The sequence below is a fragment of the Pseudomonas sp. CH235 genome (assembly GCF_004368175.1).
GTDB classification, from domain to species: Bacteria; Pseudomonadota; Gammaproteobacteria; order Pseudomonadales; family Pseudomonadaceae; genus Aquipseudomonas; species Aquipseudomonas paraglycinae.
This window is the reverse complement of sequence record NZ_RRZJ01000006.1, coordinates 253487-275515: the sequence shown is the minus strand read 5'-3', so window position 1 is coordinate 275515 and position 22029 is coordinate 253487. Positions and strand designations below refer to the sequence as shown.

26 protein-coding genes are annotated in these 22029 nt (G+C 60.7%); 16 read left to right on the top strand and 10 right to left on the bottom strand.

Annotated elements, in window-relative coordinates; genetic code table 11:
- Positions 1 to 174 precede the first annotated feature (174 nt).
- The 6 genes from EIY71_RS09785 (at position 175) to EIY71_RS09760 (ending at position 5576) form a co-directional block, all read left to right on the top strand.
- A complete protein-coding gene (locus EIY71_RS09785; protein WP_074689736.1) occupies positions 175 to 1668 on the top strand; it encodes an acetyl-CoA hydrolase/transferase family protein in 1494 nt (497 codons plus the stop codon).
- A gap of 321 nt (positions 1669 to 1989) precedes the next feature.
- The gene (locus tag EIY71_RS09780) at positions 1990 to 2205 is read left to right on the top strand and encodes a DUF1127 domain-containing protein (RefSeq protein ID WP_007911656.1); all 216 of its coding nucleotides are present in this window, start codon (positions 1990 to 1992) and stop codon (positions 2203 to 2205) included.
- A gap of 332 nt (positions 2206 to 2537) precedes the next feature.
- Positions 2538 to 2855: a DUF2388 domain-containing protein gene (locus EIY71_RS09775; RefSeq protein ID WP_007953908.1), complete on the top strand. Its 318-nt coding sequence runs from the start codon at positions 2538 to 2540 to the stop codon at positions 2853 to 2855.
- 106 nt (positions 2856 to 2961) lie between these two features.
- Complete coding sequence (locus tag EIY71_RS09770; protein WP_129973314.1) at positions 2962 to 3270, top strand: DUF2388 domain-containing protein; 309 nt, start codon at positions 2962 to 2964, stop codon at positions 3268 to 3270.
- 27 nt (positions 3271 to 3297) lie between these two features.
- Positions 3298 to 3618, top strand: coding sequence for a DUF2388 domain-containing protein (locus tag EIY71_RS09765; protein WP_007953910.1), 321 nt, complete (start codon positions 3298 to 3300; stop codon positions 3616 to 3618).
- On the top strand, positions 3615 to 5576 hold the full coding sequence (locus tag EIY71_RS09760) for a DUF4105 domain-containing protein (protein WP_129973315.1): 1962 nt from the start codon (positions 3615 to 3617) through the stop codon (positions 5574 to 5576). The genes EIY71_RS09765 and EIY71_RS09760 overlap by 4 nt, the downstream gene beginning before the upstream one ends.
- Before the next feature lie 70 nt (positions 5577 to 5646).
- Here the strand turns inward: EIY71_RS09760 and EIY71_RS09755 are convergent, their stop codons facing one another.
- From EIY71_RS09755 to trpB, 3 genes are all read right to left on the bottom strand, one after another.
- Positions 5647 to 6090, bottom strand: coding sequence for an anti-virulence regulator CigR family protein (locus EIY71_RS09755; RefSeq protein WP_007953914.1), 444 nt, complete (start codon positions 6088 to 6090; stop codon positions 5647 to 5649).
- Positions 6091 to 6212: 122 nt separating this feature from the next.
- Positions 6213 to 7025, bottom strand: a complete 813-nt coding sequence (gene trpA, locus EIY71_RS09750; protein WP_007953915.1) for a tryptophan synthase subunit alpha — start codon at positions 7023 to 7025, stop codon at positions 6213 to 6215.
- Positions 7025 to 8272 carry a tryptophan synthase subunit beta gene (gene trpB, locus EIY71_RS09745; protein ID WP_085748067.1) on the bottom strand — a complete coding sequence of 416 codons (1248 nt, stop codon included), beginning with the start codon at positions 8270 to 8272 and terminating at the stop codon, positions 7025 to 7027. The genes trpA and trpB overlap by 1 nt, the downstream gene beginning before the upstream one ends.
- 112 nt (positions 8273 to 8384) lie before the next feature.
- On the opposite strand from trpB, the gene EIY71_RS09740 reads away from it, so the two are divergent.
- Positions 8385 to 9302, top strand: a complete 918-nt coding sequence (locus EIY71_RS09740; protein WP_085748066.1) for a LysR family transcriptional regulator — start codon at positions 8385 to 8387, stop codon at positions 9300 to 9302.
- Here EIY71_RS09740 and EIY71_RS09735 read toward each other — a convergent pair.
- Positions 9275 to 9601 carry a YqjD family protein gene (locus EIY71_RS09735; protein WP_011331820.1) on the bottom strand — a complete coding sequence of 109 codons (327 nt, stop codon included), beginning with the start codon at positions 9599 to 9601 and terminating at the stop codon, positions 9275 to 9277. The two genes, EIY71_RS09740 and EIY71_RS09735, sit on opposite strands and share 28 nt — an antisense overlap.
- 156 nt (positions 9602 to 9757) lie before the next feature.
- On the opposite strand from EIY71_RS09735, the gene EIY71_RS09730 reads away from it, so the two are divergent.
- Positions 9758 to 9973 (top strand): dodecin, encoded by a 216-nt coding sequence (locus EIY71_RS09730; RefSeq protein WP_007953919.1) that lies wholly within the window; start codon positions 9758 to 9760, stop codon positions 9971 to 9973.
- Positions 9974 to 10101: 128 nt separating this feature from the next.
- Positions 10102 to 10326 (top strand): DUF1161 domain-containing protein, encoded by a 225-nt coding sequence (locus EIY71_RS09725; protein ID WP_085748065.1) that lies wholly within the window; start codon positions 10102 to 10104, stop codon positions 10324 to 10326.
- Between the two features lie 61 nt (positions 10327 to 10387).
- On the opposite strand, the gene EIY71_RS09720 is transcribed toward EIY71_RS09725, so the two are convergent.
- Complete coding sequence (locus EIY71_RS09720) at positions 10388 to 11389, bottom strand: LLM class flavin-dependent oxidoreductase (RefSeq protein ID WP_039764807.1); 1002 nt, start codon at positions 11387 to 11389, stop codon at positions 10388 to 10390.
- 243 nt (positions 11390 to 11632) lie between these two features.
- Between EIY71_RS09720 and EIY71_RS09715 the strand changes: the two genes are divergently transcribed.
- Positions 11633 to 12064 (top strand): OsmC family protein, encoded by a 432-nt coding sequence (locus EIY71_RS09715; protein ID WP_011331817.1) that lies wholly within the window; start codon positions 11633 to 11635, stop codon positions 12062 to 12064.
- A gap of 103 nt (positions 12065 to 12167) precedes the next feature.
- Positions 12168 to 12407: a DUF1161 domain-containing protein gene (locus EIY71_RS09710; RefSeq protein WP_007953935.1), complete on the top strand. Its 240-nt coding sequence runs from the start codon at positions 12168 to 12170 to the stop codon at positions 12405 to 12407.
- 6 nt (positions 12408 to 12413) lie between these two features.
- Here EIY71_RS09710 and EIY71_RS09705 read toward each other — a convergent pair whose 3' ends face one another.
- On the bottom strand, positions 12414 to 12833 hold the full coding sequence (locus tag EIY71_RS09705; RefSeq protein ID WP_102688251.1) for a hypothetical protein: 420 nt from the start codon (positions 12831 to 12833) through the stop codon (positions 12414 to 12416).
- 40 nt (positions 12834 to 12873) lie between these two features.
- Positions 12874 to 13296, bottom strand: coding sequence for a hypothetical protein (locus tag EIY71_RS09700; protein WP_129973316.1), 423 nt, complete (start codon positions 13294 to 13296; stop codon positions 12874 to 12876).
- A gap of 58 nt (positions 13297 to 13354) precedes the next feature.
- On the opposite strand from EIY71_RS09700, the gene EIY71_RS09695 reads away from it, so the two are divergent.
- Positions 13355 to 14431, top strand: coding sequence for an aminopeptidase (locus EIY71_RS09695; RefSeq protein ID WP_129973317.1), 1077 nt, complete (start codon positions 13355 to 13357; stop codon positions 14429 to 14431).
- Between the two features lie 113 nt (positions 14432 to 14544).
- Here the strand turns inward: EIY71_RS09695 and EIY71_RS09690 are convergent, their stop codons facing one another.
- Both EIY71_RS09690 and EIY71_RS09685 read right to left on the bottom strand, forming a co-directional pair.
- Complete coding sequence (locus tag EIY71_RS09690) at positions 14545 to 15195, bottom strand: HAD family hydrolase (RefSeq protein WP_129973318.1); 651 nt, start codon at positions 15193 to 15195, stop codon at positions 14545 to 14547.
- A 28-nt stretch (positions 15196 to 15223) separates the two neighbouring features.
- On the bottom strand, positions 15224 to 15769 hold the full coding sequence (locus tag EIY71_RS09685) for a gamma carbonic anhydrase family protein (RefSeq protein WP_064379538.1): 546 nt from the start codon (positions 15767 to 15769) through the stop codon (positions 15224 to 15226).
- 89 nt (positions 15770 to 15858) lie between these two features.
- Here EIY71_RS09685 and prlC point away from each other — a divergent pair, with 89 nt between their 5' ends.
- From prlC to EIY71_RS09670, 3 genes are all read left to right on the top strand, one after another.
- Complete coding sequence (prlC, locus tag EIY71_RS09680; protein ID WP_129973319.1) at positions 15859 to 17910, top strand: oligopeptidase A; 2052 nt, start codon at positions 15859 to 15861, stop codon at positions 17908 to 17910.
- Positions 17907 to 18197 carry a YheV family putative zinc ribbon protein gene (locus EIY71_RS09675; protein WP_007953955.1) on the top strand — a complete coding sequence of 97 codons (291 nt, stop codon included), beginning with the start codon at positions 17907 to 17909 and terminating at the stop codon, positions 18195 to 18197. The genes prlC and EIY71_RS09675 overlap by 4 nt, the downstream gene beginning before the upstream one ends.
- A 112-nt stretch (positions 18198 to 18309) precedes the next feature.
- Complete coding sequence (locus tag EIY71_RS09670; protein ID WP_134021551.1) at positions 18310 to 20352, top strand: M3 family metallopeptidase; 2043 nt, start codon at positions 18310 to 18312, stop codon at positions 20350 to 20352.
- Here EIY71_RS09670 and EIY71_RS09665 read toward each other — a convergent pair.
- The gene (locus tag EIY71_RS09665; RefSeq protein WP_129973321.1) at positions 20339 to 20983 is read right to left on the bottom strand and encodes a dual specificity protein phosphatase family protein; all 645 of its coding nucleotides are present in this window, start codon (positions 20981 to 20983) and stop codon (positions 20339 to 20341) included. The two genes, EIY71_RS09670 and EIY71_RS09665, sit on opposite strands and share 14 nt — an antisense overlap.
- 297 nt (positions 20984 to 21280) lie before the next feature.
- Between EIY71_RS09665 and EIY71_RS09660 the strand changes: the two genes are divergently transcribed.
- Positions 21281 to 22027, top strand: coding sequence for a gluconate 2-dehydrogenase subunit 3 family protein (locus EIY71_RS09660; RefSeq protein ID WP_129973322.1), 747 nt, complete (start codon positions 21281 to 21283; stop codon positions 22025 to 22027).
- Positions 22028 to 22029: the final 2 nt, after the last annotated feature.

Below are 22029 nucleotides of genomic sequence, written 5' to 3'. Positions count from 1 at the left end.
TTTTTGTTTACGCAAAACGTCGGACAATTTGCCGCGTTGTTGCAGATCCAGTAACGGTGTTTTACTTGAAACCCGCTAAATAGACGCCTCGTTTGCGACCTTGGTAGCGGGACAGGCGCTCGCGAAATTCACTAGACTGCGCATCCTGCTACTCGCTGCCCGAGAAAATAATCCATGTACCGTGACCGTATTCGCCTGCCTTCGTTGTTGGATAAAGTGATGAGCGCCGCCGACGCCGCTGCGCTGATTGAGGACGGCATGACCGTCGGCATGAGCGGCTTCACCCGCGCCGGCGAAGCCAAGGCCGTGCCCCATGCGCTGGCCGAGCGAGCCAAGGTCACGCCGCTGAAGATCAGCCTGATGACCGGCGCCAGCCTGGGCAACGACCTCGACAAACAATTGACCGAGGCCGGCGTGCTGTCGCGGCGTATGCCGTTCCAGGTCGACAGCACCTTGCGCAAGGCGATCAACGCCGGCGAAGTGATGTTCATCGACCAGCACCTGTCGGAAACCGTCGAGCAACTGCGCAACCAGCAACTGAAGCTGCCGGACATCGCCGTGATCGAAGCGGTGGCCATCACCGAACAGGGCCACATCGTGCCGACTACATCGGTGGGCAACTCGGCGAGCTTCGCGATCTTCGCCAAACACGTGATCGTCGAGATCAACCTGGCGCACAACGCCAACCTCGAAGGTCTGCATGACATCTACATCCCGACCTATCGTCCGACCCGCACGCCGATTCCGCTGGTAAAGGTCGACGACCGTATTGGCAGCACTGCGATCCCGATCCCGCCGGAGAAGATTGTCGCCATCGTCATCACCCAGCAGTCGGACTCGCCGTCCACCGTGTCGTCGCCGGATGTCGACACCAAGGCCATCGCCGATCACTTGATCACTTTCCTCAAGCAAGAAGTCGACGCCGGGCGCATGACCAACAAGCTCGGACCGTTGCAGGCCGGGATCGGCAACATTGCCAACGCGGTGATGTGCGGGCTGATCGACTCGCCGTTCGAAGACCTGACCATGTACTCCGAAGTGCTTCAGGACTCGACCTTCGACCTGATCGACGCCGGCAAGCTGAGCTTTGCCTCGGGCAGTTCGATCACCCTGTCTGAGCGGCGCAACAGCGACGTGTTCGGCAACCTGGAGAAGTACAAGGACAAACTGGTACTGCGCCCGCAAGAGATCTCCAACCACCCGGAAGTGGTGCGGCGTCTGGGCATCATCGGCATCAACACGGCCCTTGAGTTCGACATCTATGGCAACGTCAACTCGACCCACGTTTGCGGCACGCGAATGATGAACGGCATCGGCGGCTCAGGCGACTTCGCGCGCAACGCACACTTGGCGGTGTTCGTGACCAAGTCGATCGCCAAGGGCGGCGCGATTTCCAGCGTGGTGCCGATGGTCAGCCACGTCGACCATACCGAGCATGACGTCGACATCCTGGTGACCGAGGTGGGCCTGGCCGACCTGCGCGGCCTGGCGCCACGGGAACGCGCCCGGGTCATCATCGATAATTGCGTGCACCCGGATTACCGCCCGGCGCTGAACGATTACTTCGAAAAAGCCTGTGCGATCGGCGGCCACACTCCGCACATCCTGCGTGACGCCCTGAGCTGGCACATCAATCTGGAAGAAACCGGACGCATGCTGGCGGTGTAATCCGCACAGATTTTCCGCTGGCGCAAACACAGTTTCGTCAGCGGAAATTTGAAAACCGCCGCAGCCGTCAAAAACTGTACTGCTGTACCGGTCTATTCCTACGGCTTTTGCCTACTCGAATCATCGATTTGGGCAAAAATGCACCAAATAAGCGCAGACAGGTACAGTTTGCGCGATTTTGACCCGTACACCCTCTATAAACAGTTAACTGGTCACTCACAATACAGGTGAACTGTATCTAGAGAGTCTGGCTAAACGAGAGGATCATGGGCACCAGTTAAACCACTACCTAATCCCGCCACAAGCGGAAGGATGTCAACCATGGAACGTACACTCAGTTCCGAACTGTTCTTCGAAGACAAAGCTGTAAACACCCAGGCTTCCCTGCCTCTGCGCGTTATCGCCAACCTGATGCTGTGGCAGCGCCGCATCTCCAGCCGCCATCAACTGGCTCGTCTGGATTCGCGTCTGCTGGCTGACGCCGGGATTAGCGAAGCACAACGCTACGAAGAGCTGAGCAAGCCGTTCTGGCGCTAAGCAGCGTCGCTGGCTCTGGTCGCTAGACCCACCGCCAGCAACCCGAATTGAACACACAAGACCCGTCGCGGGAAACCGCGACGGGTTTTGTCGTTTCAGGGCAGAAAAAACTGAATATCCAGTTTGAAACATCAAACAGATACAGTTTTCGAAAAGTTAATAAAGACAAGTACAGTTACGCAAAATGTGTTCAGGCCAGCATCCTGACCACTGTGCGAATCCCGAACGGAGGCCTAAGATCCATGCAGAACGTGGCGAATGCTGTGCGACTGGCGTCTGACCTTCAGACACCGAGCCACCTCTCAATACGGTTTATCCACAGGAGTTCTCCCATGTCCCGTCTTCGTCTGCTCAGCGCCGCCGCACTGCTGGCCGTCGCTGCCAACGCCAGCGCCACCAGCTTCATCGTGACCACCGACGCCGTGGTTGGCGCACTCAAGTCCTCTTCCGATGCCACCTCCGACGTCACCTCGTCCTTCCGTGACGACAAGATCGTGCTCGCCGCCCGTGACGACGCCGCCAGCTTCGTGGCCAGCGAAGGTGAAATCCGTGGCGTGAAACTGGAGAGCGCACTGGATCACATCCGTCATCAGGCTCCGCAACTGAACGCGACCGACGCACAGCTGGCCCAGGCCATTCTGACGATCTAAGCAATGGAACATTACGGGGCACGCCGCTAGTGTCCCGATGTTTCGGCACTGGCTCTAGTCCGGGCATTGCGCTAGCCTTGGGACTCGCCAACAGCTGCCGAGTCCCATGCGTTTTCTTACAAATCTGCTTATCCCCTCTGTACTGATCACCGCCTGCTGGATTCCTCTGGCAGACGCCTTCGATGTGTCCACACAGAACACCGTTGTCAGCGTCTGGGCCACCGGCATGGTGTCTTCCGCGCCGTTCGACCGTAAACTGATCGTCGCCGCGCACGACGATGCTGCAGCGTTCGTTGCCAGTGACGGCCAGATGCGCGGCGCACAGCTCGAATCCGCCCTGCATTACCTGCGCAAGAGCCGGCCAAAACTTCATGTCAGCGACCTTGAACTGGCACAGTCAATTCTCGTCCAATAGTCATCCCTGTCTTTTCGGAGTCGTTCCATGCGTAGCCCGCTGATTGCTGCCGCCCTTGGCCTGCTGTTGTTGGCCGATATGGCCCAGGCACACACCCTGGTAGCCACCAGTAACATCATCGTCCGCGCCTCCCAGCGCACCATCGATTTCACCTCCGACACCACTACGTCGATTCGCGATTCGAAAATCATCCGCGAAGCCCACGACGACGCCGCCAGTTTCGTGGCCAGCGACGGTGATATCCGTGGTGCCAACCTGGAAGCCGCCTTCAACACCTTGCGCACCCGCGTGCCGGAAGCTCGCGACGCCAGTGATCAGGTACTCGCCGAAGCCATCCTCGCACTGTGAAGTCACTCGGCGCCTGGCTGCTGGCCGGGGCGTTGTTGCTGCTTGGCAACAGCGCCCACGCCGGCCTGCAATTGCGGCTCAAGATCGACGGCCTGAGCCCCGCCCAACAGCAGGCCAGCCAGGCACTGCTCGATGAAGCCATGCAGGCGTTGCCGCCGAGCTTCATCGAACGCCTGGACCGGCGTATCGATGTCGGCTGGACCGACGACATGCCCGGCAACGCCTACGGCCAGGCGACGCTCGTCTCCGAGCTGGACCTGAACCGAAAACTGCTCGCCAGCCTCACCGACGGCAGCGCGGCCACGCAAAAAACCAATCGCCCCCACGGCACCGTTCGCCGGGAACTGCTGGCCACGGTGCTGCACGAAATCACCCACATTTACGATCGCGCGCGCTTGTGGCCGGCGGCCGAACGCACGCTGATCCAGCGCTGTACCCGACGCAACAACAGCGCCGGGCTGATCGGCATTCCCGATGAGTGCCGCGGCCAGAACGGTCGGCGCTTCACCCTCAGCGATGATCCACGCCTGCTCGATCTCGCCGGCTGGCAGCAATACGTCGGCCGTCGTGGCGAACGTGAACAGCACAACCGGCAGATCGCTCGCAGCCCCGACCTTTACGAAATCTCCAGCCCGAAGGAGTTTGTCGCGGTCAACATGGAGTATTTCCTCCTCGACCCGAGCTACGCCTGCCGGCGCCCGGCGCTGTATCGCTATTACCAGGAGCACTTCGGCTGGGCACCGCCCGCGAAAGATGAGTGCGCCAAAACCTTCGCTTTCCTCAATGCCGGCAACGACTTTGCCAAACAGCCCCTGGGCCAGGTTGATCCGGAGCGCGTGTACGCGGTGGATTACCTGTTGGCCGAAGCCAACCAGAACTGGGTCAGCCGTTGGGGCCACAGCATGTTGCGTCTGGTGATCTGTGCACCGGGCCGACCACGCGGGCCGGACTGCCGACTGGATCTGGACCAGCATCTGGTGCTCTCATACCGCGCCTTCGTCGGTGACGTACAGCTGTCGAGCTGGGACGGACTGGTCGGCAAATACCCGTCGCGCCTATTTGTGTTGCCGCTGGCGCAGGTGATCGACGAGTACACCAAGACCGAACTGCGCAGCCTGGCGTCGGTGCCGTTGAATCTCTCGCGCAGCGAAATCGAGGGCGTAGTCGAACACGCCGCCGAAATGCACTGGAGCTACGACGGCAATTACTTCTTTCTCTCCAACAACTGTGCGGTCGAAGGCCTGAAACTGCTGCGCAGCGGCAGCAACAACGCCCGGCTCACCGGCCTCGACAGCATCATGCCCAACGGCTTGCTGGAGGTGCTGAAGGGGCGAGGCCTGGCCGACACCAGCGTGCTCGATGATCCGAAAGAGGCGTTGCGCCTGGGTTATCGTTTCGACTCGTTCCGTGACCGTTATCAGGCGATGTTCGATGTCTTGAAAAAGCAATTGCCAATCAAGCAGGCAACCGTTGAAGAATGGCTTTCGCTGTCCGCCGAAGAACGTCGCCCATGGTTCGAACGTGCAGACCTGCGCACCAGCGCCGCGCTGTTATTGCTGGAGCAAGCCAGTTTCCGCCGCCAATTGCTGTTGGCTCAGGATGAGGTCAAGCAACGCTACCTCGGCGCCCGTGAGCTGGAAGACGGTGGCATGGACAAGGCCAACGCGACCTTGCAGCAGATCCTCGCCAACAGCGGCTTCCTCAGCCGACCGGCAGAATTGCTCGACTCCCGAGGTTATGGCCTGCCGCAACCAAGCGAATTCAGCCGACTGGAAGCAGAAAGCAGCCAGCGCCAGAAACAATTGCTGGCCCTGACCGGCGATCTCGATAAGGAAGTACGCGCATTGCTCGAGCCCAAACGAGCAGCCGAAATTGCGGCCAGCGAGGCCAACGTGAAACAGATCGGCGAGCATCTGCGCAAACTGCACAAAGCCTCGGGCGGACTGGAACTGCCCTGAAAAAAACACAGGCCCTGAAAACAAAAGACCGCAGCCGGTAAAGGCTGCGGTCTTTTTTATTGCCTGACGATCAGTACAGAACGCCATCCAGTACTTCGTAAACGACCCCGCTGCCCACCGCGATCAGCACGATGTCACCGCCAGCACGACGCCATTCATAACCCGGGTAATACGGCAGACGACTCAACGCCCGGTTATCCAGCCGCTCGCCGTAATAGCCATGGGGCAGCGGGCGGCCACGGACCAGATGAATGCCTGGAGGCGGCGGCGCACCGCGAACGAAATAGCCATGATTGTCACGGATCACCTGACGCACCGGGCCAAAATCCCGAGGCGGCGGGCCGCCGCGATGGTTGCTTTGCCAATCATGGTGATCGCCACCGCGATTGTCGTAGTGGCCCTGTTGCGGGCCGCCGTGGTCGTGATCGTCGCGCGGATCGGCGCTGGCCAGCAGCGGCGTCGCGCTGATCATCAGCACGCCCAGACTGGCAATCAGACGTTTCGGCATTTTCATCGGGTCTTTCCTCACTGCACTGACAGCAAAAAGGGATTCAGAACGTGGTTCTGAATCCCTCGGTCTTGCTCAATTAGTCTGTGCCGCGAGGCCCTAATTCCTCTGTATCAGGAACTTTACCTTCAGCTGACGCGAGCCTTACGCACGCCTTCGGACAGCGCCGAACACAGGCTCAGCACGCCGTCGATGGCCTGGTCCGGCGTGGTCGCGTTGGCGATGTGATCGATCAGCGCCGAGCCCACCACCACACCATCGGCCAGACGCGCGATGGACGCGGCCTGCTCCGGCGTGCGGATACCGAAACCGATGCTGATCGGCAGATCGGTATGACGACGCAGACGCGCCACCGCTTCCTCGACGTGTTCCAGAGTCGCCGCACCGGCACCGGTCACACCGGCAACCGACACGTAGTAAACGAAGCCGGAGCTGCCGTTCAACACTTTCGGCAGACGCGCATCATCGGTGGTCGGGGTGGTCAGGCGGATGAAGTCGATGCCCGCTGCCTGGGCCGGGTCGCACAGCTCCGAGTTGTGCTCCGGTGGCATGTCGACCACGATCAGGCCATCAACGCCGGCCTCTTTGGCTTCGGCGATGAAGCGCTCGACGCCGAACTTGTGGATCGGGTTGAAGTAACCCATCAGCACCAGCGGCGTGTCGCTGTTGTCCTTGCGGAACTCGCGAACCATTTGCAGGGTTTTGATCAGGTTCTGCTTGGCGCCCAAAGCACGGATGTTCGCCAGCTGAATCGCCGGGCCGTCGGCCATCGGGTCGGTGAACGGCATGCCCAGTTCGATCACGTCGGCACCGGCTTTCGGCAGGCCTTTGAGGATTGCCAGCGAGGTGTCGTAGTCCGGGTCGCCAGCAGTGACGAAGGTCACCAGGGCGGCGCGATTCTGTTCCTTGAGTTCGGCAAAACGGGTTTGCAGGCGGCTCATCAGTGTTTCTCCTGCTTCGATTGCTCTTGTTGAGAGTGTTCCATGTGGTGCATGACGGTCTGCATGTCTTTGTCGCCGCGGCCGGACAGGTTGACCACCATCAGGTGATCCTTCGGCAGTTTCGGTGCGCGTTTGAATACTTCGGCCAACGCATGAGCGCTTTCCAATGCAGGGATGATCCCCTCGAGGCGGCAGCATTTGTGGAACGCATCAAGGGCTTCGTCGTCGGTCACCGAGGTGTACTGGACGCGGCCGATGTCATGCAACCACGCGTGCTCAGGGCCGATGCCCGGATAGTCGAGGCCGGCGGAAATCGAGTGGGCGTCGATGATCTGGCCATCGTCGTCCTGCAGCAGGAAGGTACGGTTGCCGTGCAGCACACCCGGTACGCCGCCGTTGAGGCTGGCCGCGTGTTTGCCGGTCTCGATGCCGTAACCGGCGGCTTCGACGCCGATGATCTCGACGCTCTTGTCATCGAGGAACGGGTGGAACAGGCCCATGGCGTTGGAACCGCCACCGATGCACGCCACCAGGCTGTCCGGCAGACGACCTTCCTGAGCTTGCAACTGATCGCGGGTTTCCTTGCCGATCACCGCCTGGAAGTCGCGAACCATGGCTGGATAAGGGTGCGGGCCGGCCACGGTGCCGATCAGGTAAAAGGTGCTGTCGACGTTGGTCACCCAGTCACGCAGCGCTTCGTTCATCGCGTCTTTCAGGGTGCCGGTGCCGGCGACCACCGGGATCACCTCGGCGCCCAGCAGCTTCATGCGGAATACGTTCGCCTGCTGACGCTCGATGTCGGTGGTGCCCATGTAGATCACGCAGTCCAGACCGAAACGCGCAGCCACGGTGGCGGTAGCCACGCCGTGCATGCCGGCGCCGGTCTCGGCGATGATGCGTTTCTTGCCCATGCGCCGCGCCAGCAGGATCTGGCCGATGCAGTTGTTGATCTTGTGCGCGCCGGTGTGGTTCAGCTCTTCGCGCTTGAGGTAGATCTTGGCGCCACCGCAGAACTCGGTCAGGCGCTCGGCGAAATACAGCGGGCTCGGACGTCCGACGTAGTCGCGCTGGAAGTAGGCCAATTCTTCTTTGAACGCCGGATCTTCCTTGGCCGCTTCGTATTCACGAGCCAGGTCGAGGATCAACGGCATCAGGGTTTCGGCGACGTAACGGCCGCCGAACGAGCCAAACAGGCCGTTGGCGTCAGGGCCGTTACGCAGATCGGAGGTGTTCGAAGTCTGGGTCATGGTTCGCTCCAGCGGATTTCACGAGAAGACAATGGCGTTCACTCTACCCCTGACCTTCCAGACTGAAAACCGATAAGATCGCCACAACCTGTCAGGAAAACTCACAGATATCATGAGCCATGACCTCCCCCCGCTGAACGCCCTGCGCGCCTTCGAAGCCACCGCCCGCCTGAACAGTGTCAGCCAGGCTGCGGAGCAACTGCACGTGACTCACGGTGCGGTCAGCCGCCAGCTCAAGGTGCTGGAAGAGCATCTCGGCGTCAGTCTTTTCGTCAAGGACGGTCGTGGCCTGAAACTCACAGATGCCGGCATCCGTCTGCGCGATGCCAGCGGCGAGGCGTTCGACCGCTTGCGCAGCGTTTGCGCCGAACTGACCCAAAGCACCGCCGATGCGCCGTTCGTACTCGGTTGCTCCGGTAGCTTGCTGGCGCGCTGGTTCATTCCCCGACTGGGAAGGCTGAATGCCGATCTGCCGGACTTGCGTCTGCACCTGTCCGCCGGTGAAGGCGATCTCGACCCGCGTCGCCCGGGACTGGATGCATTGCTGCTGTTCGCCGAACCGCCATGGCCGGCGGACATGCAGGTGTACGAGCTGGCCAGCGAGCGAATCGGCCCGGTCATGAGTCCGCTGTTCAGCGGCTACCAGCGCCTGCAATCGGCACCGCCCATTGCCCTGCTCGACGAACCCTTGCTGCACACGACTTCACGCCCGCAAGCCTGGCCGAGCTGGGCGCAGCAAAGCGGCCTCGACGCCAAGGCGTTGAAGCTGGGGCAGGGTTTCGAGCATTTGTATTACTTGCTGGAAGCGGCCGTCGCCGGGCTGGGCGTGGCGATCGCGCCGGAACCGCTGGTGACCGAAGACTTGAAGGCCGGTCGCCTGGTCGCGCCATGGGGCTTCAGTGAAACCCCGGCGCAACTGGCGTTGTGGCTACCCAAGCGCGCCGCAGACGGGCGCGCCCGGCAATTGGCGCAGTGGCTCAGGAACGAGCTGCGCCAGGCAGATCACTCGCCGCGCTTGAACAGCAAGTAAGCGGCCAGCAGACCCAGCGCACCGACCGCCACACCGGCGGTCGTCCACGGATGTTCCTGCGCGTAATCGCGGGTGGCGATCCCGGTCTCGCGGGTTTTGACTTTGACTTCTTCGTAGGCATCGCTGAGCAGGCTGCGCGAATGTTTCAGCGCACTTTCGGCATTGCTTTTCAGCGCCTTGAGGGTCTTGCGCGACTCGTCAGAAGCGTCGTCCTTCAGGCTTTCCAACGACTTGAGCAGACTCTCGATCTCCGCTTCCATGCTTTGCAACGAGGCTTTGCGTAACGAGGTGTTGGCCATTGTGGCTCTCCTGCATTGGTGATGAGTGGCGTGTGTTGGTTGGGACTTCAGCGTTTCTGGAAAGTGCAGAAAATCTGAACTTCCTCTCGCCCGGATCGCCGAAATCAACACGGCAAATCGCTGCTAGGCTCAATTGCACACTTCAAGGAGAACACCATGAGTGACCATCACACCTACAAGAAAGTCGAGCTGGTCGGTTCGTCCACCAGCAGCATCGAAGACGCCATCAACAATGCGTTGGCCGAGGCCAACAAGAGCATCAAGCATCTGGAATGGTTTGAAGTGACCGAAACCCGCGGCCACATCAAGGATGGCAAGGCGGCGCACTTTCAAGTGACCCTGAAAGTCGGGTTCCGGATAGCCAGCAGCTGAGTTTGGTCTACGCTTCTGAACTTGCGCGCTGGCCGAGTGCCATAGGAATGGCAATGCGCTACGAGGTGAGTGCATCGAGCGAACGGCTCGATGCCTGCCTTTTTTAATCCGACCAGGGAGTGCGACCGATGAAGAAGTTCATGTTGGCAGTAGGTTTGTTGAGCCTTGCGGGTGGTGCGTTTGCTGCCGGCAAGCCTTGTGAAGAACTGAAGGCTGAAATCGCGGCCAAGCTGGATGCCAAGGGCGTTTCCGGGTATTCGCTGGAGATTGTCGACAAGGGTGCGGCCAGTGGCGGCAAAGTCGTCGGCACCTGCGAAGGCGGCGCCAAAGAGATCGTCTACACCCGCGGCTGATCACGCCGGAAAAACGAAAGCCGACGCAATGCGTCGGCTTTTTTGTTCGCGGCGATCGGGCTCAGCCCTTCATGACCTGCGCCAGCAGCTCGTAGGAATGCAGGCGATCGGCGTGTTCATACAGGTCGCAGGTGAAGATCAGCTCATCAGCCTGAGTCTGTTCGATCAGCACTTCGAGTTTCGCGCGGATTTTCTGCGGACTGCCGACCATCGCCAGACCGAGGAAATCACCCACCGCCTCACGCTCGTGGGGCAGCCACAGGCCGTCCATGGTTTTCACCGGTGGGCGCTGCACCAGACTTTGCCCACGCATCAGCGCGAGAATTCGCTGGTACACCGAGGTCGCCAGGTAATCAGCCTGTTCATCGGTATCGGCCGCCACCAGCGGCACGCCGAGCATCACGTACGGTTTGTCGAGTACCGCCGATGGCTTGAAGTGATTGCGGTAGACGCGAATCGCCTCATGCATGAAGCGCGGTGCGAAATGCGAGGCGAAGGCGTAGGGCAAACCGCGCTCGCCGGCCAGTTGTGCACTGAACAGACTGGAACCGAGCAGCCAGATCGGCACGTTGGTGCCGGTGCCCGGCATCGCGATCACGCGCTGATCCGGGGTGCGCGGACCGAGGAAGCGCGCCAGCTCAGCCACGTCTTCCGGGAAATCATCGGCACTGCCGGAGCGCTCACGGCGCAAGGCGCGGGCGGTCATCTGGTCGGAACCCGGCGCACGCCCCAGACCGAGGTCGATCCGTCCCGGATACAGGCTTTCGAGGGTGCCGAACTGCTCGGCGATCACCAATGGTGCGTGGTTGGGCAGCATCACGCCGCCGGAGCCGACCCGGATGGTCGACGTGCCGCCGGCCAGATAGCCCAGCAACACCGAGGTGGCAGAACTGGCGATGCCGTCCATGTTGTGGTGCTCGGCAACCCAGAACCGGGTGTAGCCGAACTTCTCGACGTGCTGCGCCAGATCCAGCGAGTTGCGCAGCGACTGCGCCGGGCTGCCGTTCTCGCGCACCGGCACCAGATCAAGGGTGGAAAACTTTACGTCGGACAGTTGCTTCATAAACCTGCATCTCCGATTGAGGGCGCAGGTGTGTTCTTGGCGAACGCAAACCTGCCCAATTCATAAGCGTGTTCTGTGCAATGAGGGCATATACCCGAGTTTCAATAGCCGATCCGAAATTTCCTACTAAAAAAGTCAACGATTCACTTGGGCTGAACTTTGTTCCGGCGTCTATCCTCAGAAGCCTTGCAGGCAAAAACCACGACGGCGCGGCGTCTCGCGCCCGATTTGAAGGAGGCACACATGGCTATCGTGAAGAAGGCATCCGCGCATTGGGAAGGTGACCTGAAAACCGGCATCGGCTCGATTTCCACCGAAACCGGCGTCCTGCGCGAAGCGCCCTACGGCTTCAAGGCCCGCTTCGAAGGCGGCAAGGGCACCAATCCGGAAGAACTGATCGGCGCCGCCCATGCGGGCTGTTTCTCCATGGCGTTCTCGATGATTCTCGGTGACGCCGGGCTCAAGGCCGACAGCATCGACACCCAGGCCGAGGTCACGCTGGACCAGGTGGATGGCGGCTTTGCGATCACCGCAGTGAAACTGATCCTCAAGGCAAAAATTCCGGGAGCGACCCAGGCGCAGTTCGAAGAGCTGAGCAACAAGGCCAAGGAAGGTTGCCCGGTGTCCAAGGTGCTGAATGCGAAGATCAGTCTCGACGCATCGCTGGTCAGCTGACTGCTTTGAGCCTAATCAGAACCCGCCAGGCAAAAATGTGGTCGAATAAATGACAGCAGCTTTCGCGCATCTTCGTGCGCGCTGCTTCGATGGAGCTTCAACCATGAAACGTTTTGCCTTGGCGGTTATCTGTGGCGTGCTGGCAACGTCGGCCTTCGCAGCGCCCAAAGACTGCGAAGAACTCAAGCAAGAGATCGAAATCAAGATTCAGGCGAACGCCGTGCCCTCCTACACCCTGGAGATAGTCTCCAAGGAAGAGGCTGAAAAACACGACATCGCCATGATCGTCGGCACCTGCGACAACGGCACCAAAGCCATCATCTATCAGAAGAACGACCGCTGATACGCATCAGATGATGCAGTTGACTTCGCGGTCCTCGGCGACGATTTCCCGCTTGTCGTTGTACAGGCGGGCACTCGGGGTAAACGCCAGCGAACGGCCTTCGAGCAAGTAACGCTGGCCCGCCTCGAAATGATCGTAGCGGATGGTCAGGTAGCACAGACGCTCCACGGGGCCGGTCATCAGGCTGCCGCCTCCGCCGAACACTTCAAAGTCGAAGCGTACCCGTAGCTCGTGGCTGCCGGGCGTGACCTGGAAGAAGCGCCCGTCAGTCAGCCGCCTGTTGTCGAGACGCTCGGCCATCAGCAGTTTTCCGCCGGGGGTTGGCGTGGAGAATTCGACCCAGGCCATGTTCGGATCGACGGGGGGCAACGATGTCTGGCACCCGGCGAGTACGCCTGCGGCCAGCAACAGCATCAACGTGCGCATGATGGATGTCCGTGAGTTCGGACATCCAGCATAACGCCGATCAGGTTCGCTGGCAGCCCGCTGGCGTGCCCTGGCCCACCACGTTGCGTTGTTGGTCATAGAGCTTGGCCCACGGACGGAAACCGATGCTACCCGCCTGCAACTGATACCGCTGGCCAGCGTTGAAATCCTTGAATTTCACGTTCAACTGACAATCGCGCCACAGCGGCTCGGCATCCGGGCCGATGTTGGTCGCCTCGACCGGGAATTGATAACGAACCGTCAGTTCATGGCTGCCGGGCTGCACTTCGAAGTAACGATGATCGACGGAAGCCTTGTTGTCGACTTCCAGCGCCTGCAACGCCGTGTCCTGTTGCCGGGCATCCAGATCGATCCAGGCTTGCGAGGGGTCAGGGGTCGGCATTCCGAATCCGGCACAACCGGCCAGCGTCAGCACGCTTCCTGTCAGTATCAACATGCGCATAGCGGAGCTCCAATGGGCGGGATAGTCTTGGGCAGACTTTCCGGGGGGATTTCTTATTTTGATCAGGCCGCTTCCAAGCCATGGGTTACTTGATCGCGTTTTGCGGGTTTTGTTTCCGGGTGTGATGATTTTGTTGCTCAACGGTTGCTCAAGCCTGAGCTATTACAGCCAGCTGGCCAGCGGTCAGCTGCAGCTTTTGCGGGCGCGGGAGCCGGTGGCCAAGGTGATCGCCGACCCGACCCGCGACGCCAGACTGCGCACTCACCTGGCCCAATCCCAGAAAGCCCGGGCTTTTGCCAGCGAACATTTGCACCTGCCGGACAACCAAAGCTATCGCCTCTACGCCGACATCGGTCGGCCGTTTGTCGTGTGGAATGTGTTCGCCACCCCGGAGTTTTCCCTGAGCCCGCAGAACCATTGCTTCCCGATTGCCGGTTGCGTGGCCTATCGCGGCTATTACAGCCAGAGCGCGGCGCGGGGCGAAGCAGCGATTCAGCGCCTGCAAGGCATGGACGTGTCGATCGGCGGCGTCGAGGCCTACTCGACCCTCGGCTGGTTCAACGATCCGATCCTCAATTCGATGATGGGCTGGGGCGACGAGCGTCTGGCGACGCTGATCTTCCATGAACTGGCCCACCAACGTTTCTATGTGAAGGATGACACCGAGTTCAACGAGTCCTTCGCGACCTTCGTCGAGCAGGAAGGTACGCGGCAGTGGCGAGCGTTTCGTGGCTTGCCCCCGGAAAACGACTCGAAACTGAAGCAGCGGGATCAATTCATTCAGCTGATCCTCGATACCCGTTCACGCCTCGAAAAACTCTATGCACAACCATTGGCGACAGCGCAGATGCGCGAGCGCAAGGCGGCAGAGTTCGAACGGTTTCGACAGGATTACCGAGCGATGCGCGATGACCAGTGGGCCGGCGACAAACGCTATGACGCCTGGGTCAATGCGCCGTTGAACAACGCACGGCTATTGCCGTTCGGGCTGTATGACCAGTGGGTGCCGGCGTTTGCGGCGTTGTTCAGGCAGGTTGGTGGGGATTGGGTCAGGTTTTACGCAGAGGTCGAAAAGTTGGGTGGCTTGCCGGTCGTTGAGCGTAAGTCGGCTTTGAAAGTGCTGGCAGGCTCATAAATCTACAGCGGCTTTCAGGCCCATCGCGAGCAGGCTCGCTCCCACAGGAAACCGAGTTCCGGTACTGAAACGCGGTCACTGTGGGAGCGAGCCTGCTCGCGATGGCTGATTCATCAGCGCCGCAAAAATGCCTGATGCAATTGATCCAAAGTCTCGAAGTGATAAGCCGGCGCTTCGGCACTCAGCTCTTCATGGCTGCCAAAACCGTAACCCACGGCCGCCGCATCCAGCCCGTTGCTGCGAGCACCGATCAGGTCATGCTTGCGGTCACCGATCATCAGCGTATTGGCCGAATCCAGCCCTTCCTCGGCCATCAGGTGGGCGATCAGATCGACCTTGTTGGTGCGGGTGCCGTCCAGTTCGCTGCCGTAGATCACCTTGAAGTGTTTGGCGAAGTCGAAGTGCCGGGCGATTTCCCGGGCGAACACCCACGGCTTCGACGTCGCGATATACAGCTGGCGGCCTTGGCCGCTCAGGGTTTCCAGCAACGGCGTGACGCCCTCGAACACCCGGTTCTCGTACAGGCCGGTGACCTTGAAGCGCTCGCGGTAGAAATTCACCGCCTCCCACGCCTTCGCTTCATCAAAACCATAAAACTGCATGAACGCCTGCAACAGCGGCGGGCCGATGAAGTGTTCCAGCTTGGTCAGGTCCGGCTCATCGATGCCGAGCTTGCTCAAGGCGAACTGAATGGAACGGGTGATGCCCTCACGCGGATCGGTAAGGGTGCCATCGAGGTCGAACAGTACGGTCTGGTAATGCATGAAAAATCCCGGGCAATAGAGAGAAAAATCAGAGCTGGTCGTAGCCTTCGGCCAGATGCAGGTCCTTGAGCTTCACGTAGTTCGCCGCGCTGTAGGTGAAAAAGGCGTTTTCCTTGTCGGTCAGTGGACGGACCTGTTTCACCGGACTGCCCACGTACAGGAAACCGCTTTCCAGGCGTTTGCCCGGTGGCACGAGACTGCCGGCGCCGATGATCACATCGTCCTCGACCACCGCGCCGTCCATGACGATGCTGCCCATGCCGATAAGTACGCGGCTGCCGACCGTACAGCCATGCAGCATGACCTTGTGGGCGATGGTCACGTCATCGCCAATCAGCAGCGGGAAACCGTCCGGGTTGAACGGGCCAGCGTGAGTGATGTGCAACACACAACCATCCTGCACGCTGGTGCGCGCGCCGATGCGGATGCGGTGCATGTCGCCGCGGATCACGGTCAGCGGCCACACGGAGCTGTCTTCGCCGATTTCGACGTCGCCGATCACCACCGCCGAGCCGTCGACAAATGCGCCTTGGCTCAAGCGTGGGGTGTGATTCTGGTACTTGCGAAGGGACACGATTAGTTCTCTCTCTGTCGCCGATAGCTGCGGTGGGTGTCGATTGTAATTAAGATGGGCGCATGTTTCTTCCAGCCAAGGTGCCAACCGTGAGCGTGAACAACCCTCTTCTGCAGTCCTACGACCTGCCGCCGTTCTCCGCGATCCGTGCCGAACACGTGCAGCCGGCCATCGAAACCATTCTGGCCGACAACCGCGCCGCCATCGCCGAAATCCTCAAGACCCAAGGCCAGAACCCGACCTGGGCCGGGCTGGTGCTGGCGATGGACGAACTCAATGATCGCCTGGGCGCAGCCTGGAGTCCGGTCAGCCACCTCAATGCCGTGTGCAACAGCGCCGAACTGCGTGAAGCCTACGAGTCGTGCCTGCCGGCGTTGAGCGCCTATTCCACCGAAATGGGCCAGAACCGCGAACTGTTCCAGGCTTATGAAGCCCTGGCCAACAGCCCGGAAGCCGCCGGTTTCGACGTGGCGCAAAAAACCATTCTGGAACACGCCCTGCGCGATTTCCGTCTGTCGGGCATCGACCTGCCGGAAGCCGAGCAGAAGCGCTATGCCGAAGTGCAGAGCAAGCTGTCCGAGCTGGGCAGCCGCTTCTCCAACCAGTTGCTCGACGCCACTCAGGCCTGGACCAAGCACTTGACCGACGAAGCCGCCCTCGCCGGCCTGACCGATTCGGCCAAGGCGCAAATGGCCGCTGCGGCACAGGCCAAAGGCCTCGACGGCTGGCTGATCACCCTGGAATTCCCGAGTTACTACGCGGTGATGACCTACGCCCAGGACCGTGCGCTGCGCGAAGAAGTCTACGCCGCCTACTGCACCCGTGCGTCGGATCAAGGCCCGAACGCCGGCCAGAACGACAATGGCCCGGTGATGGGCGAAATCCTCGACCTGCGTCAGGAGCTGGCCAAACTGCTTGGTTTCTCCAGCTTCTCCGAGCTGAGCCTGGCCACCAAAATGGCCGAATCCAGCGATCAGGTGCTGAGCTTCCTGCGCGATCTGGCCAAGCGCAGCAAACCGTTTGCCGCCCAGGATCTGCAACAGCTCAAGGCTTACGCCGCCGAGCAAGGCTGCGCCGATCTGCAAAGCTGGGACAGCGGTTTCTACGGTGAAAAACTCCGTGAACAACGCTACAGCGTCGCCCAGGAAACCCTGCGCGCCTACTTCCCGATCGACAAAGTGCTCGGCGGCCTGTTCGCCATCGTTCAGCGCCTGTACGGTATTGAAATCGCCGAACTGAAAGGCTTCGACACCTGGCACCCGGACGTTCGCCTGTTCGAGATCAAGGAAAACGGCCAGCACGTCGGTCGCTTCTTCTTCGACCTCTACGCCCGCGCCAACAAGCGTGGCGGCGCGTGGATGGACGGCGCCCGCGACCGTCGCCGCACCCTCGACGGGGTGCTGCAAAGCCCGGTGGCCAATCTGGTGTGCAACTTCACCCCGGCCGACAGCGGCAAACCTGCACTGCTGACCCACGATGAAGTGACCACCCTGTTCCACGAATTCGGCCACGGCCTGCATCACCTGCTGACCCGCGTCGAGCATGCCGGCGTTTCCGGTATCAACGGCGTGGCGTGGGACGCGGTCGAGCTGCCGAGCCAGTTCATGGAAAACTGGTGCTGGGAGCCGGAAGGTCTGGCGCTGATTTCCGGCCACTACGAAACCGGCGAGCCGCTGCCGCAGGATCTGCTGGAAAAAATGCTCGCGGCGAAGAACTTCCAGTCCGGTCTGATGATGGTGCGCCAACTGGAATTCTCGCTGTTCGACTTCGAACTGCACGCCACTCACGGTGACGGCCGCAGCGTCGCGCAGGTTCTGGAAGGCGTGCGTGACGAGGTGTCGGTGATGCGTCCTCCGGCCTACAACCGCTTCCCGAACAGCTTCGCCCACATCTTCGCCGGCGGTTACGCGGCGGGTTACTACAGCTACAAGTGGGCGGAAGTGCTGTCGGCAGATGCCTTTTCGAAGTTCGAAGAAGACGGCGTGCTGAATGCCGACACCGGTCGCGCCTTCCGTGAAGCGATCCTGGCCCGCGGTGGCTCGCAGGAGCCGATGGTGCTGTTCGTCGACTTCCGTGGCCGTGAGCCGTCGATTGACGCACTCTTGCGCCACAGCGGCCTGAGTGAGGACGCGGCAGCATGAGTGAGGCACCCGTGAAGACCAAAAAACGCTTTATCGCCGGGGCGGTCTGCCCGGCGTGCAGCGAGCCGGACAAACTGATGATGTGGAGCGAGGACGATGTCCCGCACCGCGAATGTGTGGCGTGCGGCTACAGCGATACGCTCAATGCCCAAGGGCTGTCGGTGCCGAAAGAGCTGGGCACGCGGGTCAACACCAGCGCGCTCAAGCCTGCCCCGGACAAAACGGTTCAGGCGGTGCAGTTCTTCCCGAATCCGAAGTTGAAGAAAAAGCCCGACGAGCAGCACTGATCCTCAATCACCTTCCCCGATTCGTCGGTGGAAGGTGGTATTGGCTTAACACCTGTCCCCCGCACTTGCTTCGTAGGCTGGCCTTTTGCGCCACGCCTCGAAGGAAGCTGCCATGCCCGACACCAATCCCCTCCTGCAACACTGGACGCTGCCACCGTGGCCAGCGATTCGCGCCGAGCACCTGCTGCCGGCGGTCACCAGCATCATTGCGGACAACCAAAGAATCATCGCCCAGGTGATCGCCAGTCAGACCGAACATCCCGGCTGGGATGATCTGGTACTGAGCATCGACGAAGCCGACGCGCGCCTCGGTGAAGTTCGCTCGATTCTTGAAACGTTGTCGATGGTCAGATCCGACGATGCGGTCTGGCTCGTGGAAAGCGCCAAAGCGCATCTGGCGATCAATCAGTATCGCTCTGAAAAAGCCCACAATCGCCGGTTGTACGAGACCTATCAGCGTTTGGCGCAGAGCTCGATCGCCGGCAGTTTCGATGAGGCGCGCAACATCGCACTGTCGCGAATTCTGCGCCGATTCAAGCAGTCGGGCATTGAGCTTCCCACTGAACAGCAGCAGGAGCTGGCGCGGTTGAACCGCGAGATCGGAGGCTTGGAATTCGTATTTCTGGACAACCTCGATCGCTGGACCGAGGCGTGGAGCAAACGTATTGACGATATTGCGCTGCTCGCAGGCTTGTCGCCGGCCATGAAAGATCGGCTGGCACTCGCCGCACGCCAGACCGGGCATGACGGCTGGTTGATCCGGCTGGACCAGAACACCTGCCAGCACATCCTCAAGTACGCCGAGAACCGCGCCTTGCGGGAGGAGTGCTACGTTGCCTACATGACCCGCGCCTCCGATCGGGGCCCACTGGCCGGCCGCTTCGATAACGGCCCGGTGCTGAAGACGCTGCTCGCCTTGCGCCAGCAGAAAGCCCGTTTACTCGGCCACGAAAACGCCGCACTACTGAGTCTGGCCAAAAACAGCGCCGGGACAACGGCATGGGTTAGTAGTTTTCTACAGCGTCAGGCGTCGCAACTGGCACCTACCCTCGCGCAGGATGCAGCGCAACTGGCAGCCTTCGCGCAGCAACGCGGGATCGACCGGGTCCAGCCGTGGGATGAAGACTTCCTGGCCGAACAATGGCGCCAACAGCAGTTTCCCGGTGCGCTGGAAAACCTGCGTGATTACTTTCCGCTCGAGGGCACCCTGCGCAGGCTCTTTCTGTTCTGCGAACGAATGTTCGGGATACGCATCGTCGAGCGGTCCGGTGGCGGCCACTGGCATGACGATGTGCGCCTGCTGGAAATCAGCGAGCATGAACAGGTCATCGGCTACATCTACCTCGACCCGTTTCACCGCGACAACGCGGTGGACTTCCCCGGCACCTCCACGCTGCGCAATCGCCGGATCAACGCCGAAGGCCGCCCGGCGCTGCCGATTGCCCTGCTCTACAGCAATTTCACACCGGCCACCGATACCCATCCGTGCTGGCTCGAAATCGACGATCTGCGGGTGCTGTTTCATGAGTTTGGCCATTGCCTCCAACACGTGCTGACACGCTCGCCCCATCACAGCCTGTCCGGCATCCTGCAACTGGGCCATGAAGCGGCGGAGTTTTCCGGGCAGTTGTTCGAGCAGTGGTGTTTGTCGCGGGAGTTTGTGCTGTGGCTCGGCGCGCATTTTCAGACCGGCGAACGCTTGAGCGCCACACGGGTCGACGCGGCACTGTCAGCTGCTCAGGCCCACTCCAGCCGGCAGCAGGCCTTGTTGCTGATGGGGGCGATGATTGATTTCGAGCTGCACCTGACCCCCGGCGACGGGCGCTCGGTCGAGGAGGTCTGCACCGACGTGCAGCGCAGCCTGAGTCCTCTGCAACTGCCGGGCGATCACCGGTTTGCCAATGGATTCGATTACATGGTGACCCAGTACGACGCTTCGGTTTACGCCTACGTCTGGTCGGGCGCGCTGGCTCAGGAAGCGTTCAAGCGCTTCAACCGGGACTGGGTGTTCAACGCGCAAACCGGCCGAGAGTTCCGCGCCACGTTCTTTGCACCAGGTGCGGGGCGTCCGTTGCTGGACGCGGTAGAAGCGTTCATCGGCCGGCCGGTCGCCGGCCTCGTTGACGTGGAGGCCGGACGGGTCACTTCAGATTGACCGTCTGAAACCAGCTCTTCATCGAGCACGTGGCAAACGCGCTGGTGCTGCAATCGCCATTGGCCAGCGCGGTGCGCAATTTATCGACATCGGCCTGCATCACGTAGCGCACGCTGTCCCGGAAGTGCCCACTCTCCCCAAACCCGCCCTGGGTCATTTCGTTCAGGGCGTCTTCCTTGCTCCAGCCCTGCACGACGATCCGGTACATCGCCGCCATCAGGCCGGTGCGATCGGAGCCGTGCTTGCAGTGCATCAACACCGGGCCGTCGGCTTCGGCGGACTGGATGGCACGCAGGGTCTTGAGCACGTCACTGTCGTCCACGTGATTGGTGCGATAGGGCAATTGCACCTGATGGATACCGGGGGCTTTCAACCAGTTGGAATCCGCTTCCGGCAGGAAGTTGATGACCGTGGCCACCTTCAGGTTGTTCAGCAACGGTACCGCGCCGTCGTCGGGGAGCGCGCTGCGATACAGCGTGGGCGACATCTGGAACAGGTTGTATTGCACTTCTACCGGTTGCGCCCACTCGACGGGACGGGAAGCCGGAGTGTCCGCAGCCTGAGCGGGAATCCAGCTGAACAGCGCAAGCAGCGACAAATAGAGTACGGAGGAAAAACGCGTCAGGAACATGCTTTACGGCGACCGTGTGGGTTTCATCAGTGAGGACCGCAGCTTGCGAGCCTCGCAGTCAAATCCCTGTGAGGCGCTTGTAAAAGAATCGTGAAGACACCGGTTCCCTTGGTCGAAAAGCGGTCTTTTTTTGGCTGAATCGGTTCATCCGGTTGCTTAGCCTGCTACCATTTGTCACATCATGTTGCAGACGCGTCCCCCTTCTCCCGGTCATTCCGGCCACGTCGCAGCCAGAAAATTCTTGAGCCGTTCGCAGAAACGGCTGACAACCATCAATGCCTGATGAGGTGCATACCCATGTCTGATGAAGATCGAGACAACCCGCGGCGTGAGTTTTTGCGCAAATCCCTGACCCTGATTCCGGTCGTGACTCTGGCCGGCAGCGGTCTCGGCAGCACGGTGCTGCAAGCAGCGCCCGAAAGCGCGCCTGCCCCCGCCCCGGCAAAATCGGTCGCGGTTGAAGCCAGCACTTATCAGCCAAGCTACTTCACCGCCGAAGAGTGGGCGTTCATCAATGCCGCCGTCGCGCAATTGATCCCCAAAGATGCGCAGGGTCCAGGTGCGCTCGAGGCCGGCGTGCCGGAATACATCGACCGTCAGATGAACACCCCGTACGCCGCCGGTGCTCTTTGGTACATGCAGGGCCCGTTCAATGCCGACGCCGCGCCAGAGATGGGCTGGCAGAGCAAACTGGTGCCAAAAGAGATCTATCGCCTCGGCATCGCCGCCACGGATCAGTGGGCAAAATCCATCAACGGTAAAACATTTGCCGAGCAAGACAGCGCTACCCGAGACGATCTGCTCAAGCAGCTTGAAGCCGGAAAACCGCAATTCGACGCGGTTCCGGCGAAGATTTTCTTCAGCTTGCTGCTGCAAAACACCAAGGAAGGGTTCTTCTGCGACCCGATCCACGGCGGCAATAAAGGCATGGTCGGCTGGACCATGATCGGCTTCCCCGGCGCCCGCGCCGATTTCATGGATTGGGTGGAACGCAACGAGCAGTACCCCTTCCCGGCAGTTTCGATTCGCGGCGAGAGGGCGTGAGC